Genomic DNA, 13,256 nt, shown 5'->3' with positions numbered 1-13,256 from the left:
GCGTGCGGTTCCTCCTGCGTCCGGGCTGGCTGGCGCTCATCGCCACGGTGCTCGCCTTCGTCGTCGCCTGCTACACGTTCCTCGCGCCGTGGCAGTTTGGCCGCGAGGCGCAGCGCGAGGCGCAGCAGCAGGCCATCGACACCGCGACCGCGACCGCGCCGGTCCCGCTCGCCGAGCTGACCTCCGACGGTGTCACCCCCGACGTCGAGTGGCGACAGGTCGAGGTCACGGGCACCTACCTCCCCGAGGCGCAGGGCCTCGTGCGCCTGCGCGTCGTCGACGGGCGCCCGGCCGTCGAGGTGCTGACGCCGTTCCGCACGTCCGACGGGCGGCTGCTCACGGTCGACCGCGGCACCGTCGAGACCTCCAGCGGCTCGGTCACCCCGGACGTCCCCGCACCCCCGGCGGGCGAGGTCACGCTCACCGCCCGGCTGCGCGTCGACCAGACCGACCCGCAGGGCCGCGTGCTGGACGAGGCCGGGTTCGCGCAGCTCTACGTGGCCGACTCCCGCCTGCTCGCCACCGCCACCGGGCTCGCGCTCGAACCCGGCTGGCTGCAGCTCGCTCCCGACCAGCCCGGGGTGCTCGACCCCCTGCCGGTCCTGCCGACCAGCGGCGGCGCGCCGTTCACGAACCTGTCCTACGCCCTGCAGTGGATCACCTTCGGCGTGATCGCCCTGCTGGCCCTGGGCTACTTCATCCGCCTCGAGCTGCTGCAGCGCCGCGGGAAGCCCGACCGCACCGCCCTGCGCCGCGCCCTGGCCGGCGACGACGCCGACGACGAGGCGCCCCTGCCCCGCTGAGTGCCGCCAGCACCGCCGCCGCGGCCCCCACCAGCCGGGACAGCCGGGCGGCGCGGTGCAGGTCGGCCGGGGCCGGGGGCGGCCCGGAGCCCAGGCGGGGCCGCTCCTCCACCCCGTGCGCGTACACCGTCCGCCCCCCGAGCCCGACGCCCAGCGCCCCGGCCGCGGCCGCCTCCACCGGGCCGGCGTTCGGGGACGGGTGCCCGCCCGCGTCGCGGCGCCACGCGGCCAGCGCGACCGACGGCGAGCCCCCGACCGCCGGGGCCAGCACCGCGAACAGCGCCGCGCACACCCGCGCCGGGACGAGGTTGGCGACGTCGTCGAGCCGCGCCGAGGCCCACCCGAACCGCCGGTACCGCGACGACCGGTACCCGACCATCGCGTCCAGGGTGTTCACCGCGCGGTAGCCGAGCAGCCCCGGCACCCCGGCGACCGCCCCCCAGAACAGCGGGGCCACCACGGCGTCGGAGGTGTTCTCCGCCAGGGACTCCACCCCGGCCCTGGCCATCCCGGCGGCGTCGAGCGACTCCGGGTCGCGCCCGCACAGCGACGGCACCCGCCGCCGCGCCGCCGTGAGGTCGCCCGCGTCCAGCTCCCCCGCCAGCGCCGCCCCGTGGCCGGCCAGCGACGACCCGCCGAGCACCGTCCAGGTCGCCAGCGCGGTGAGCCCCGCCCCGAGCACCGGACGGCCGCGCCCGGCCGCCTCCGCGGCGATCCCCAGACCCACCGCTCCCCCCACCAGCACCGCGGTGTACCCGGCCCCGGCCAGGCGGCGATCGGCGTGCACCCGCCGTTCCAGGGCGGCGGCGACCGCGCCGAAGGCGGCGACGGGGTGACCGCGTCGCGGGTCGCCGAGCACGGCGTCGGCGAGGGCGCCCAGCAGCAGCCCCGTTGCGCGCGATCTCACGTCCGCGAACCTACGGCGGGCCGGGCGGCGGCGCGGCGCCCGGGGGATGATCGCGTCATGCGCACCGACCTGGACCCGACCGAGCTGGGCGCCGGCCCCTTCTACCGCCTGCTGACGTCCGTGGTGGTGCCCCGCCCGATCGCCTGGGTCAGCACCCGGTCGGCCGACGGCGTCGACAACCTGGCCCCGCACTCGTTCTTCACCGTGTCCTGCGTCGATCCGCCGATGGTGCAGTTCACCAGCGTCGGGGTGAAGGACTCGCTGACCAACGCCCGCGAGACCGGCGAGTTCGTCGTCTGCCTGGCGACCGACCCGCTGTTCGAGCAGGTCAACGCGACCGGCACCGACTTCCCCTCGGGCGTCAGCGAGTTCGCCGAGGTCGGCCTGACGGCCGCGCCGAGCGAGAAGGTGGCGCCGCCGCGGGTCGCCGAGTCACCCGTGGCGCTGGAGTGCCGCCTCGAGCAGGCGCTGACCCTCGGCGACTCGACCGTCGTGATCGGCCGCGTCGTGCACGCCTCGATCAGCACCGACGTCTTCGACGGCGACCCGCACGACGGCGGGCTGCCCACGATCGCCGGGCTGCAGCCGCTGGCCCGCCTCGGCCGCGACGAGTGGTCGACGATCGGGGAGCTCAAGGAGATCACCCGGATCCCGTTCGAGCGCTGGCCGGGGCACTACTCCCCGCCGACCGCCTGACCGAGCCGCAGGTCGTAGAGGCGCTCGGCCTCCGCGGCGACGCGGTGCAGGTTGCACGGCCACTTCTCCCCCGACCCGCTCGAGTGCCGGCACGACGTGCAGCGCCCGAGCCGGTCGGGCACGTGCGCGGCCAGCAGCCTGCGCCAGACCTGCGGCATCGCGGACATCTCCCCGGCCAGGCCGGACTTCCCGATCATGTCCACGAACCCCCCACAGGCATCCGGCAGCGACGGCGACGAGCCTTCGACGGTGACCGGGGATCCGGTTCACCGAAGGCTCGTCCGCCATCTTGTCGTGCCCGATGCGCTGACGCGCGACGAGCCGCCGTACTAGAGGGTGAACTCTCCGGGCGGGGTCGCGCCGTCCTGCGCGTGCAGCTCCCCCTCGCGCCCGCGCAGCTCCACGCGCCGGATCTTCCCGGAGATCGTCTTGGGCAGGTCGAAGAACTCCAGGCGCCGGATCCGCTTGTACGGCGCGAGGTGCTCGCGGGCGAACTGCAGGATGTCGCGCGCGGTCTCCTCGGTGGGCTCGTAGCCCGCCGCGAGCACCACGTAGGCCTTCGGGACGGCGAGGCGGACGGAGTCGGGCGACGGCACGATCGCCGCCTCCGCCACCGCGGGGTGCTCGATGAGCACGCTCTCCAGCTCGAACGGCGAGATGCGGTAGTCCGACGCCTTGAACACGTCGTCGGCGCGTCCGACGTAGGTGATGTAGCCGTCGGCGTCGCGGGACCCGACGTCGCCGGTGTGGTAGTACCCGTTCGCCATCGCCTCGGCGTTGCGCTCCGGGTCACCGGCGTAGCCGACCATCAGCCCGAGCGGGCGCTGCGCGAGGTCGATGCAGATCTCGCCCTCCTCGACACCGGCCTCGCCGGTGGCCGGGTCGACCAGGACGATCGGGTAGCCGGGGATCGGGCGGCCCATCGACCCGGGCTTGACGGTCTGGCCGGGCGGGTTGCCGATCTGCACGGTCGACTCCGTCTGCCCGAACCCGTCGCGGATCCGCACGCCCCAGGCCTTCTCGATCTGCTCGATGACCTCGGGGTTGAGCGGCTCGCCCGCGCCGACGACCTTCTGCGGCGGGTTCTGCAGGCCGGACAGGTCGGCCTGGATGAGCATGCGCCACACCGTGGGCGGGGCGCAGAAGCTGTCGACGCCGCAGCGGTCGAGCACGGCCAGCACCGACGCCGCGTCGAACTTCGCGTAGTTCATGACGAGCACGCAGGACTCGGCGATCCACGGCGCGAAGACGTTGCTCCACGCGTGCTTGGCCCAGCCCGGCGAGGAGATGTTGAGGTGGACGTCGCCGGGCTCCAGCCCGATCCAGTACATCGTCGACAGGTGGCCCACGGGGTAGCTGGCGTGCGTGTGCTCGACGAGCTTGGGCTTCGCGGTGGTGCCGGAGGTGAAGTAGAGCAGCAGCGTGTCGCTGCCCTTCGTGATCCCGTCCGGGGTGAACTCGGCGTCCGCGGACGCGGTGTCGGCGTAGTCGAGCCAGCCCTGCGGCGCGTCGCGCACGGCGATCTTCGTGTAGTCGCCCTCGACGTCGTCGAACTTGGCCGCGTCGGCGCCGCCCACGACGACGTGCCGCGCGGCCCCGCGGTCGAGGCGGTCGCGCAGGTCGGATGCGGTGAGCAGCGTCGTCGCCGGGATGACGACCGCGCCCAGCTTCATCGCGGCGAGCATCGTCTCCCACAGCTCGACCTGGTTGCCGAGCATGAGGATGATCCGGTCCCCGCGCGCGACGCCGTGGCCGCGCAGCCAGTTGGCGACCCGGTTCGAGCGCTCCGCGAGCTCGGCGAAGGTCCAGTGCGCCTCCGAGCCGTCGCCCTCGACGATCCACAGCGCCCGCTGCGCCCCGCGCTGCGGGTCGGCGGCGACGGCGTCGATGTGGTCGAGCGCGAAGTTGAACTCGTCGATCTCGGGCCAGGCGAAGTCGCGGTAGGCCGTGTCGTAGTCGGTGCGGTGTTCCTGCAGGAACGTGCGCGCCGCGTAGAAGGCCTCTGCCGAGCCGGTCATCTGTTCACCTCGCGAAGTAGCTGCTCTGCTGCGGCGAACACTAGTGATCCAGAGAAGGCACCGGCAGACCCACCCGGACGTGCCGCGGCGACGCCGCCCGACGGGCCCGGCGCCGGGCTACGGTCGCGGCCGTGACCCTCCGCAGCATCCTGGGCGTGTCGGTGGCCGCCTGCGCCCTGCTGGCCGGCTGCGGCTCCCCCGCACCCGCCGCCCCCGCGCCCGCCCCGCCCGCCGCGTCCTCCGCCGACGCGGCCGCCGGGACCGACGCCGCCGTCGAGCTGCCGTGGCCCGGTCGCAGCGCCGCGGAGTCCGCGGGGCTGCAGCAGGCCGCCGACGACGGGGCGCAGCCGTGGCTGCTCGACCCCGCCGAGCTCGCCCGGTCCTACGCCGCCGCGGCCTACGGCTGGGACACCGTGACGGCGACGGCGACCGGCGACTCCGTGGAGATCACCGGCCCGGGGAACGTCCGGCACGTCCTGACCGTCGCGCAGCCCGGCCGGACCGGGACCGGCGGCATCTGGGTCGTCACCGCCGACTCCCCCGCCTGACGGGGTCACGCACGGCGAGCGCCTCACTTGTTCGGGTGAACAGCGGCCGGAAGTGAAGCGCCGGCGCCCCGGGCGGCGATCTCCTCCATGACACCGTCGCAGCAGCGGCGGGCATCCGGACCTCAGGGGGCCACCATGGACGCCAACACCACGGTCTCGCAGGACATGTTCACCGTCCTCCACGGCCAGCCCGCGCCGGTCGTGACGCGCTGGAGCTACGACGCCGCGGACCCGTTCGCCGTCACGCTCGCCGTCCGGACCAGGTCGGACCGCTGGGTCGAGTGGCTGGTCGGGCGCGACCTGGTCCTCGAGGGACTCGACTCCGCCGTCGGCGAGGGCGACATCCGCATGAGCCCGCAGACCGTGCAGGGCTACGACATCGTCGAGATCGAGATCCGCTCCACCGACGGCCGGGCCGTCCTGGAGGTCGACCGCGACCTGCTCCGGCACTTCGTCGACGCCTCGGCCGAGCTGGTCGCGTTCGGTGACGAGGGCGGCCGGATGGACCTGGACGTGGAGATCGCCAAGCTCACCGCGGGCGCCGAGTAGCCAGCGCCGTCAGCGGTACCGCTCGGCGTAGCGCCGGGCCGCCGCGTCCCGCGAGGGCGCCGTGCGCCGTTCCCGCTCCGCCTCGGCCTGGCCGGGCGCCCAGCCCGCCTTGACCGACCGGTGCTCGGTCGTCAGGTGGACGAACGAGGCCGCGTACATCAGCCCCACCAGTGACCCGCCGAGGACGGCGACCAGCCGGACCCACAGCTCCCCGGGCACCAGCAGCACCAGCAGGACGCCGAAGGGCACCAGCTGCACCACCGAGCGCAGCATCTGCCGCAGCGCCCACGTCCCCGTCGAGACGTCGTGCAGCACCCAGTCGCGGTAGCGCGCGGGCAGCCCGCCGCCCAGGGCGTACCAGAGCCACCACAGCAGGCCGGGCCGGTGCAACGTCATGGTGCCCATGGTCCTCCCCCACACCGCTGCTGCGTGCGACGGTCGCGTCACAGTCCGGCACGTCACATCCCGCAGCTCGTCACATCCCGCAGCTCACAGTCCCGCAGCTCACAGCCCGGTGAGCGGTCCCGCGTCCGTCCGGCCCGACGCCGCGGCGGCGGACCCGCCCACGGTGTTGTCGATCGCGGCCGCGGCGTCGCGGGCCCCGCGCCGGTCGGCGTCGGCCTCCGCGATCTCGGCGTCCACCTCGGGGTCGACGAGCGAGGGGTCGTCGGCGACGGACGGCTCGCCGTCGACGCGGGTGTCGCCGTCGACGTCGTGCACGGCCGCCTCCTCCGCGGACGCCGCACCGCCGTCGACGCCGACGTCGGTGGCCTCCCCGTCGTCGCCGTCGGTGGCGGTCAGCCGACCGGAGCGGTCGGCGTCGGTGGCCGGGGCCTGCTCGGGCTCCTCCGCGGCGAGGCGCTCGTCGAGGGTCTCGTGGGCGTCCTCGTCGAGGGCGTAGGGGCGGTCCGGCGGGATGTAGCCCGCGTCGAGGGCGTCCGGGCCACCCGCGGCGCCGTCGAGGGTCTCGGCGTTGTCGAGCTGCACGGCGGCGCCGAGGTCGGGCGCGGCGGACTGGTCGTCGAAGTCGGGCATGGTCGGGCGTACCCCGGGGAACCGCGCGCCACACGCGGACCGCGGTGTGGTCTGATCCGGTCCCGACGCCGCGGACGACAGGAGGCCGGCCGATGACGACCGCCCCGCGCCCCCGCGACTCCGCCGCCACCCGCGCCGCCCTGCTGGCCGCCGCGCGTGCGCTGTTCGCCGAGCGCGGCTACGACGGCACCACCGTGCGCGGGGTCGCCGACCGGGCCGGGGTGAACCAGGCGCTGCTGTTCCGCTACTTCGGCAACAAGGAGGCGCTGTTCGCCGAGGCGGTGAGCGAGCAGGCGCTCGCCCCGCTGTCCGAGGGACCGCCGGAGACGCTGCTGGAGCGGATGCTCACCACGATGTTCGACGACGCCGCCGGCTCCGCGATGTTCTTCGCCGTCCTGTCCTCGGGGGGCCGGGCGGGCGAGGCCGTCCGCGCCGAGCTGGGGGCCGCGTACCGGTCGGCGTTCGCCGCGCTCGCCGAGACCGACGACCCGGTCGACGCCGACCTGCGCGCGACCCTGCTGCTCTCCTGGCTGCTCGGGCTCGGTCAGGCCCGGCCCGAGATCGGGACCGTCGACGGGGTCGTCGTCGCGCACGTCCTGCGGGGGGCCCGCGCGCTGCTCCGCGGTTGACCGTCGCCCCTCCGATAGTTAGCGTCGGCAAGTAAGCGACCGCTCACATCCGGGGGTGCGAGATGACCACGACCTACCCGTTCGCCGAGCCCGACGGGCTGACCTTCGATCCGCGCTACGCCGAGCTGCGCCGCGAGGAGCCCCTCGCCCGCGTCGCGCTGCCCTACGGCGGCGAGGCCTGGCTGGCCACCCGCCTCGACGACGTGCGCACCGTGCTGGCCGACCCGCGGTTCAGCCGCGCGGCGACCGTCGGCGCCGACGTGCCGCGCGTGCGGCCGGAGATCGACCACGAGTCGGCGTCGATCCTCAACATGGACGCGCCCGAGCACACGCGCCTGCGCAAGCTCGTGGCCAGGGCGTTCACCGTGCGCCGCGTCGAGGACCTGCGCCCGCGGGCCGCCGCGCTCACCGCCGAGCTGCTCGACGGCATGCGCGCCGGGGGGCCGCCCGCCGACCTCGTCGCGCACCTGTCGGTCCCGCTGCCCGTCACGATCATCTGCGAGCTGCTCGGGGTGCCGGTGCGAGACCGCGACGTCTTCCGCGCCGGCGCCGACGCCGCGCTCTCGACGACCGCGATGACCCCGCAGGAGCGCGGGACGGCCCGCGACGCATTGCTCGCCTACATGGCCGGGCTCGTCGCGCAGCGCCGCGCGGAGCCGACCGACGACCTGCTCGGCGCGCTGGTCGACGCCCGCGACGAGGGGGACGCGCTGAGCGAGCGCGAGCTGGTCGGGCTCGGCGTCGGCATCCTCGTCGCCGGGCACGAGACGACCATGAACATGATCGGCAACATGGTGTTCGCCCTGCTCACGCGGCCGGACCGGGGCGAGTCGCTGCGCGGCGGGCCCGAGGCCGTCGCACGCGGGGTGGAGGAGCTGCTGCGCTTCCTGCCGCTCGGGGCGTCCGCGGGGTTCCCGCGCATCGCGACCGAGGACGTCGAGCTCGCCGGGGGCCGGGTCGCCGCGGGGGACGCGGTGGTCGTGTCGGTGGCCGCGGCCAACCGCGACCCGGAGGCGTTCGAGCGCCCCGACCAGCTGATCCTGGACCGCGCGGAGAACCGCCACGTCGCGTTCGGGCACGGGCTGCACCACTGCCTGGGCGCGCAGCTGGCGCGGATGGAGCTGCAGGAGGCCGTCGGCTCGCTGCTGACCGCGTTCCCGGACCTGCACCTCGCCGTCGATCCCGCCGACGTGCCGTGGCGCACCGGCGCGCTCGTCCGCGGGCCGAAGGAGCTGCTGCTCAGCTGGTGAGCGCCTCCACGCGGGACCACAGGGCGTCGCGCTCGGCGGGGGTCTCCCGCGTCCAGGGCACGTAGTGCTCCGGGCGCGGGCGCCGGTCGTGCCAGAACCGCCCGGTGCCGACGTCCGACGACCGCGCCGCCGCGAGCCAGACGGCGGTGTCGGCGCCCTGCTCGGCGGTGCGCAGCAGCGGCCCGATCAGCCGACCGAAGCCGGGCAGCGAGCTGGCGAGCCCGGGCGTGTCGGCCCAGCCCGGGTGCACGGCGTGCGAGTCGAGCCCCCGGGCCGCCCACAGCCCGGACAGCACGACCTGCATCCGCTTCGTGCGCGCGTAGGCGGTGGTGCCGTTGTACGGGACGGGCTCGTCGAACGTCAGCTTCTGGGCGTACATCCCGCCCGAGGAGATCCACAGGACCCGCCCGGCCCGCCCGGCGAGGGCGTCGGAGAGCAGGCGGGTGAGCAGGTGCGGGCCGAGGACGTGCGTGGCCAGGCACAGCTCGTGGCCCTGCGGGGTCTCGGTCCGCCGCGGTGGGAGCACCCCGGCGTTGTGCACGAGCACGTCCGGCCCCGCCTCGGCGAGCCCGGCGGCCGCGCGGCGGACGTCGTCGAGGTCGGAGACGTCGCAGCGGGTGACGCGCAGGTCCGCGGCGGGCACCGCGCCCTGCACCCGGGCGCGCGCCGCCGCACCCCGGCCCTCGTCGCGGACGACCAGGTGCACGGTGGCGCCGAGGCGCGCGAGCCCGGCAACGGTCGCCAGCCCCAGCCCGCCACCGCCGCCGGTCACCAGCGCGACCTTCCCGGCCAGCACCCCGGGCTGCGGGTCGGCCTGCGGGCCCGACCAGCCCGCCGAGCGGGCCAGGTAGCCGAGCCGGGAGTAGCCGGGGGCGACGGTGCGGTCCAGGACGGTGTCGAGCACGGAGGCGAGCACGCGGCCAGCCTCCCCTAGACCCCCGCGGGGAGCGCGTCGAGCGTCGGTCCGTCGACCACCCGGGTGACCACCGACACGCCGCCGCGCACCGTGCCGCCGACGATCTCGGCCACCGCGGAGCAGGTGCGGGCCCACACCGTCAGCTGGATCTCCTTCGCCAGCGGCAACCGGTTGTAGAGGATGTGGGCGAGGGCGTCCCCGGGCCGGGCCCAGGACTCGATCTCGAACGTCAGGGCGCCGTCGGGGCGGGTCCCGCAGCGGAACTCGATCTGCCCCGCCTCGAGGTGGTCGTCCAGGGTGGCGAACCGGAACGACAGCGGCGTCACGTCGATCACGCGGACCGGCCCGTCCCAGGGGGCCGGCATCCGGATGAGGAACTCGTCGCCGACGCACAGGGGGCCGTCGCGGCCGCTGCTGCGCTGGAACACCGCGGCGTCCGGGACGGCGCAGTTGGGGTCGCGGGACAGCTCGGCCATCACCACCTCCGGGCCGCGGTCGGCGCCGTCGACCACGACGGAGTAGCGCCGGTGCAGCAGCGACCCCACCCCGTCGGCGACGTACTGGACGTCGTGGCGCAGCCCGGGCGGCACGGCCGAGGGCAGGTCGCCGGCGTCACCGGGGCTCTCCATGCGGGTGAGCGGGGTCCCGACGCCGGGGACGCGGTACGCGAGCACGCGCAGGATCCCGAGCGGCCAGCGGACCAGGTGGTCGAGGCGGAGTAGAGGCACGATCGGACGGGTACCCGTTCGCCGTGATCCTTACCGGAGCCCCGCGCTGAACGCCCCCGACCTGGCCGCGATCGTCGACGACCTGGGCGGCCGGTCCGTCAACTACGACGAGGCGCTCGCTCCCCCGCACGTCACCGACGGCTGGCACCAGGACCGGTGGACGGTCGAGCTCGGTCACGAGGCACCCGGCGAGCCGGAGCCCGACGGGCTGGTCGCCGCGGCCGACGCGCTGGTCAACGGCTACGAGTTCACCGACCCGTCGCTGCTGCGCGCGGTGTACCGGTACCCGGCCGACGTCGTGGGCCGCGACATGCTGCTGCAGGGCCGCTTCGCGATGTTCCGGTTCCACATGGGCGTGCGGATCACCGCCGAGCTCGACGAGCTGCGCGAGGGCCCGGACGGCCCCGAGCGCGTCGTGGGCTGGGCGTACCAGACCCTGGACGGGCACCTGGAGCAGGGACGGCTGACCTACGAGATCGCCAAGGACCTGACGACGGGGCGCGTCGAGTTCCGCATCGACGCGTACTCGCGGCAGTCGCAGATCCGCAACCCGCTGTTCCGCGTCGGGTTCGGGTTCTTCGGCCGGCACACCCAGCTGCGGTTCTACCGCGCGGCGCTGGAGCGGCTGAAGGACCGCCTCCCGCACCCGCCCGGCGAGCCCGGCCCGGACGCCGACGGCCTGGTCCGCGTCCCGACCGGCGCCCCGCCGGACCGCGCGGGCTGGGCCGAGATCCACGTGGTGCATCCCGGCCGCTGAGCCCCCGTCAGAGCGCCTTCACCAGGTCGACCGCCCGGCCGAGGGTCTCCAGCCGCGCGTCGAGGGAGTCGCCGGCCGGGTACAGCCGGACGGTCGTGACACCCGCGTCGCGCCAGGCCGCGAGCCGCTCGCGCACCCCGTCGTCGGTGCCGAGGAGGGTCGTGCCGAGCACCATGTCGTCGTCGACGGCGTCGGCCGCGGCCGTCCGGTCACCGGCCAGCCACAGCGCGCGGACGCGGTCGGCGCGCTCCCCCCACCCCTGGCGGCGGTAGGCGTCGAAGTAGAAGTTCGACGACGCCGTGCCCATCCCGCCCAGGCTGAACGCGAGGCCCGGCTTCCGGGCGGCCACCATCGTCGCCAGCTCGTCCTCGTCGGCGGCGAACGCGACCTCGGCGCCCTGGCACACGTCGAGGTCGGCCAGGCTCCGCCCGGCCGTCGCCGCCCCGGCCCGGAGCGGGTCGAGGTAGGCCGCGGCGCCCTCGGGCACGAAGCTCGTGCCCAGCCAGCCGTCGGCGACCTCCCCGGTCAGCGCCAGCATCCGCGGCGAGAGCGTGGCGAGGTAGACCGGGATGTCCGGGTTCGGCGTCGTCGAGGTGCGCATCGGCCGCCCGTCGCCGTCGGGCAGCGGGATCCGGACGTGCCGCCCGTCGTGGGCCACCCGCTCCCCCGCGAACACCGACCGGATCACCTCGACGGTCTCGCGGGTGCGGCCCAGCGGATGGGCGAACGGCACGCCGTGCAGCCCCTCGATCACCTGCGGCCCGGAGCTGCCGAGGCCGAGGGCGAACCGGCCGCCGGACATGTCGGCCAGCGTCAGAGCGGTCTGCGCGAGCAGCACCGGGCTGCGCGTGCCGACCTGCATGACGCCGGACCCCAGGCCGATCCGCGAGGTGCGCGCGGCGAGGTAGCCCAGCGCCGAGGGCGCGTCGGAGCCCCACGCCTCGGCGACCCAGCACACGTCCAGGCCGATCCGCTCGGCCTCCACCACGAAGTCGACGGTCTCGCGCCAGTCGCCCCCGGACGCCTCGATCGTCGTCGCCGTCCTCACGGGTTCTCGGCCCGCTCCTTGATCGCCGCCAGGTTCGCCTCGATCCCGGCCTGCCACTCGCGCAGCCGTCCGGCGACGATGCGCTCCTCCTTCTCCGGCATCCGCTCGATGGCGACGCAGAGGAAGGACGGCCCCGGTCCGAGCCGGGCCCACTGGCGCAGGTCGGTGCCGCCGTCGCGCGGGGTGAGCTCGAAGCGCCAGCTCGCCGACGGGTTCTGCGGGTCCTCGACGTCCCAGCCGAACGCCCGTGGCTCCTCGCAGGACACGATCCGCGACGTCGTCGACCACTCGCCGACGGCGCGGTGGAAGCTGGTTCCGCGGAACGCCCGGCCGACGGTGGCGGCGCCGTCCCCGTCGAGCCACTCGACGGACCGCACCTCGCCGCTCAGGGACGCGATCAGGTGGATGTCGCTGACCAGCTCCCACACCCGCTCCGGCGGGGCGGCGACGTGCACGCTGCCCTCCACGACCGGCCCGTCCGCGTACCTCATCCGCTCTCCCCTGTGAGCTGAGTTGGGTATCGCGGAGGAACCTAGGCCATCAGCGCTCGACGTGCACCTGCACCGTCCGCCCGTCGACCGAGAGCCAGCCGGCCTTCTCGGCGTAGCCGATCATGCCGTCCCAGCGCTGCGGCCAGTCCTCCGCCATGGCGACGAGCTGTGCCCGGGAGCGGAGCACGGCGACGTCGAGCCACACCGCCCCGTCCGGCGCGACCTGCCCGGTGCCGGTGTCGCGCAGGGCGGCCCGCAGCGCCGCCCCGTCCAGGGCGGTGGCGAGGTGCAGGCGGGTGCAGTCGTCGGCGTCGGCGACGACCGCGCCGTCGGCCGCGAGGTTCACGTACATGTCGCCGATCGTGCCCTGTCGCGCCGCCGATGCCCACCGCTGGTCGGTTCGCACCGTCGTGGGCGGTCCGGCCCTGCCTCCCCCTGCTCCCATCGCGCGGTGGCCACAGCCCGCGGATGGGATCGCGCCGCCCCGGTTGCGGGCACCCGTGGCCACCTCCTGGTGGCCGATGCCCGGAGGCCGGGACCCGGCAGTCGCGGCCCGGCAGTCGCGGCCCGGCAGTCGCGGCCCGGCAGTCGCGGCCCGGCAGTCGCGGCCCGGCGACCGCGCCCCGGCGACCGCGCACCCTGACCGGCGCTCCGATGGCCGTGCCCCGGTGACCGCCGCCTGGTGGTCGCCGCCTGGTGGTCGCCGCCTGGTGGTCGCCGCCTGGTGGTCGGCGGCTGGTGGTCGGAGCCTGGTGGTCGCCCCTCGGCGGACGGCCGCCCCGTGGCCGCCGCCCCGGCGGACTGCTGCCCGACAGGCGGCTCCACTGCCGTCGGCGAGGCGACCCGCTCGTTCGGACGTAGCCGGGGCGATCTCAGAGACG

General features: G+C 75.6%; 17 protein-coding genes. 7 read left to right on the top strand and 10 right to left on the bottom strand.

The window, feature by feature from the left end:
• The first annotated feature begins 2 nt into the window (after window positions 1–2).
• A complete protein-coding gene (locus H6H00_RS17465; RefSeq protein ID WP_185716824.1) occupies window positions 3–803 on the top strand; it encodes an SURF1 family cytochrome oxidase biogenesis protein in 801 nt (266 codons plus the stop codon).
• Here the strand turns inward: H6H00_RS17465 and H6H00_RS17460 are convergent.
• The gene (locus H6H00_RS17460) at window positions 697–1,710 is read right to left on the bottom strand and encodes a cobalamin biosynthesis protein (RefSeq protein WP_185716823.1); all 1,014 of its coding nucleotides are present in this window, start codon (window positions 1,708–1,710) and stop codon (window positions 697–699) included. The two genes, H6H00_RS17465 and H6H00_RS17460, sit on opposite strands and share 107 nt — an antisense overlap.
• A 57-nt stretch (window positions 1,711–1,767) precedes the next feature.
• Here H6H00_RS17460 and H6H00_RS17455 point away from each other — a divergent pair, with 57 nt between their 5' ends.
• On the top strand, window positions 1,768–2,406 hold the full coding sequence (locus tag H6H00_RS17455; RefSeq protein ID WP_185716822.1) for a flavin reductase family protein: 639 nt from the start codon (window positions 1,768–1,770) through the stop codon (window positions 2,404–2,406).
• Here H6H00_RS17455 and H6H00_RS17450 read toward each other — a convergent pair.
• Both H6H00_RS17450 and H6H00_RS17445 read right to left on the bottom strand, forming a co-directional pair.
• Window positions 2,385–2,603, bottom strand: coding sequence for a hypothetical protein (locus H6H00_RS17450; RefSeq protein WP_185716821.1), 219 nt, complete (start codon window positions 2,601–2,603; stop codon window positions 2,385–2,387). The two genes, H6H00_RS17455 and H6H00_RS17450, sit on opposite strands and share 22 nt — an antisense overlap.
• Window positions 2,604–2,735: 132 nt before the next feature.
• Entirely contained in the window at window positions 2,736–4,424 is a 1,689-nt protein-coding gene (locus tag H6H00_RS17445) for an AMP-binding protein (protein ID WP_185716820.1), read from the bottom strand.
• Window positions 4,425–4,555: 131 nt separating this feature from the next.
• On the opposite strand from H6H00_RS17445, the gene H6H00_RS17440 reads away from it, so the two are divergent.
• Window positions 4,556–4,972, top strand: a complete 417-nt coding sequence (locus H6H00_RS17440; protein ID WP_185716819.1) for a hypothetical protein — start codon at window positions 4,556–4,558, stop codon at window positions 4,970–4,972.
• Window positions 4,973–5,107: 135 nt separating this feature from the next.
• Complete coding sequence (locus H6H00_RS17435) at window positions 5,108–5,521, top strand: SsgA family sporulation/cell division regulator (RefSeq protein ID WP_185716818.1); 414 nt, start codon at window positions 5,108–5,110, stop codon at window positions 5,519–5,521.
• A gap of 9 nt (window positions 5,522–5,530) precedes the next feature.
• Here the strand turns inward: H6H00_RS17435 and H6H00_RS17430 are convergent, their stop codons facing one another.
• Window positions 5,531–5,917 (bottom strand): DUF5313 family protein, encoded by a 387-nt coding sequence (locus H6H00_RS17430; RefSeq protein ID WP_185716817.1) that lies wholly within the window; start codon window positions 5,915–5,917, stop codon window positions 5,531–5,533.
• A 108-nt stretch (window positions 5,918–6,025) separates the two neighbouring features.
• On the bottom strand, window positions 6,026–6,556 hold the full coding sequence (locus H6H00_RS17425; RefSeq protein ID WP_185716816.1) for a DUF5709 domain-containing protein: 531 nt from the start codon (window positions 6,554–6,556) through the stop codon (window positions 6,026–6,028).
• 92 nt (window positions 6,557–6,648) lie between these two features.
• Between H6H00_RS17425 and H6H00_RS17420 the strand changes: the two genes are divergently transcribed.
• A complete protein-coding gene (locus H6H00_RS17420) occupies window positions 6,649–7,185 on the top strand; it encodes a TetR/AcrR family transcriptional regulator (protein ID WP_185716815.1) in 537 nt (178 codons plus the stop codon).
• A gap of 62 nt (window positions 7,186–7,247) precedes the next feature.
• Window positions 7,248–8,435 carry a cytochrome P450 gene (locus tag H6H00_RS17415; RefSeq protein ID WP_185716814.1) on the top strand — a complete coding sequence of 396 codons (1,188 nt, stop codon included), beginning with the start codon at window positions 7,248–7,250 and terminating at the stop codon, window positions 8,433–8,435.
• Here the strand turns inward: H6H00_RS17415 and H6H00_RS17410 are convergent.
• Both H6H00_RS17410 and H6H00_RS17405 read right to left on the bottom strand, forming a co-directional pair.
• Window positions 8,425–9,351: an SDR family NAD(P)-dependent oxidoreductase gene (locus tag H6H00_RS17410; RefSeq protein ID WP_185716813.1), complete on the bottom strand. Its 927-nt coding sequence runs from the start codon at window positions 9,349–9,351 to the stop codon at window positions 8,425–8,427. The genes H6H00_RS17415 and H6H00_RS17410 overlap by 11 nt on opposite strands.
• A 14-nt stretch (window positions 9,352–9,365) precedes the next feature.
• Window positions 9,366–9,980 carry a DUF1990 family protein gene (locus H6H00_RS17405; RefSeq protein ID WP_185716812.1) on the bottom strand — a complete coding sequence of 205 codons (615 nt, stop codon included), beginning with the start codon at window positions 9,978–9,980 and terminating at the stop codon, window positions 9,366–9,368.
• Window positions 9,981–9,984: 4 nt separating this feature from the next.
• Here H6H00_RS17405 and H6H00_RS17400 point away from each other — a divergent pair, with 4 nt between their 5' ends.
• Window positions 9,985–10,836 (top strand): DUF1990 family protein, encoded by an 852-nt coding sequence (locus H6H00_RS17400; RefSeq protein ID WP_255425231.1) that lies wholly within the window; start codon window positions 9,985–9,987, stop codon window positions 10,834–10,836.
• A gap of 7 nt (window positions 10,837–10,843) precedes the next feature.
• Here H6H00_RS17400 and H6H00_RS17395 read toward each other — a convergent pair whose 3' ends face one another.
• The 3 genes from H6H00_RS17395 to H6H00_RS17385 are packed head-to-tail and all read right to left on the bottom strand — an operon-like array spanning window position 10,844 to window position 12,727.
• Complete coding sequence (locus H6H00_RS17395) at window positions 10,844–11,884, bottom strand: LLM class flavin-dependent oxidoreductase (RefSeq protein WP_185716810.1); 1,041 nt, start codon at window positions 11,882–11,884, stop codon at window positions 10,844–10,846.
• The gene (locus H6H00_RS17390) at window positions 11,881–12,375 is read right to left on the bottom strand and encodes an SRPBCC family protein (RefSeq protein ID WP_185716809.1); all 495 of its coding nucleotides are present in this window, start codon (window positions 12,373–12,375) and stop codon (window positions 11,881–11,883) included. The genes H6H00_RS17395 and H6H00_RS17390 overlap by 4 nt, the downstream gene beginning before the upstream one ends.
• Window positions 12,376–12,424: 49 nt before the next feature.
• Window positions 12,425–12,727, bottom strand: a complete 303-nt coding sequence (locus tag H6H00_RS17385) for a hypothetical protein (RefSeq protein ID WP_185716808.1) — start codon at window positions 12,725–12,727, stop codon at window positions 12,425–12,427.
• Window positions 12,728–13,256: the final 529 nt, after the last annotated feature.

This window comes from Pseudonocardia petroleophila (assembly GCF_014235185.1).
In the GTDB taxonomy this organism is placed as follows: Bacteria; Actinomycetota; Actinomycetes; order Mycobacteriales; family Pseudonocardiaceae; genus Pseudonocardia; species Pseudonocardia petroleophila.
Note: the sequence above shows the minus strand (reverse complement) of the source record. Positions and strands in the feature narration are given on the sequence as shown.

Excerpts from the sequence above, each read along its gene's own strand:
- H6H00_RS17385 (WP_185716808.1), bottom strand. The coding sequence starts at position 12,727 with ATGTACGTGAACCTCGCGGCCGACGGCGCGGTCGTCGCCGACGCCGAC.
- H6H00_RS17425 (WP_185716816.1), bottom strand. The coding sequence starts at position 6,556 with ATGCCCGACTTCGACGACCAGTCCGCCGCGCCCGACCTCGGCGCCGCC.
- H6H00_RS17405 (WP_185716812.1), bottom strand. The coding sequence starts at position 9,980 with ATGGAGAGCCCCGGTGACGCCGGCGACCTGCCCTCGGCCGTGCCGCCC.
- H6H00_RS17455 (WP_185716822.1), top strand. The coding sequence starts at position 1,768 with ATGCGCACCGACCTGGACCCGACCGAGCTGGGCGCCGGCCCCTTCTAC.
- H6H00_RS17415 (WP_185716814.1), top strand. The coding sequence starts at position 7,248 with ATGACCACGACCTACCCGTTCGCCGAGCCCGACGGGCTGACCTTCGAT.
- H6H00_RS17445 (WP_185716820.1), bottom strand. The coding sequence starts at position 4,424 with ATGACCGGCTCGGCAGAGGCCTTCTACGCGGCGCGCACGTTCCTGCAG.
- H6H00_RS17390 (WP_185716809.1), bottom strand. The coding sequence starts at position 12,375 with ATGAGGTACGCGGACGGGCCGGTCGTGGAGGGCAGCGTGCACGTCGCC.
- H6H00_RS17450 (WP_185716821.1), bottom strand. The coding sequence starts at position 2,603 with ATGATCGGGAAGTCCGGCCTGGCCGGGGAGATGTCCGCGATGCCGCAG.
- H6H00_RS17435 (WP_185716818.1), top strand. The coding sequence starts at position 5,108 with ATGGACGCCAACACCACGGTCTCGCAGGACATGTTCACCGTCCTCCAC.
- H6H00_RS17430 (WP_185716817.1), bottom strand. The coding sequence starts at position 5,917 with ATGACGTTGCACCGGCCCGGCCTGCTGTGGTGGCTCTGGTACGCCCTG.
- H6H00_RS17420 (WP_185716815.1), top strand. The coding sequence starts at position 6,649 with ATGACGACCGCCCCGCGCCCCCGCGACTCCGCCGCCACCCGCGCCGCC.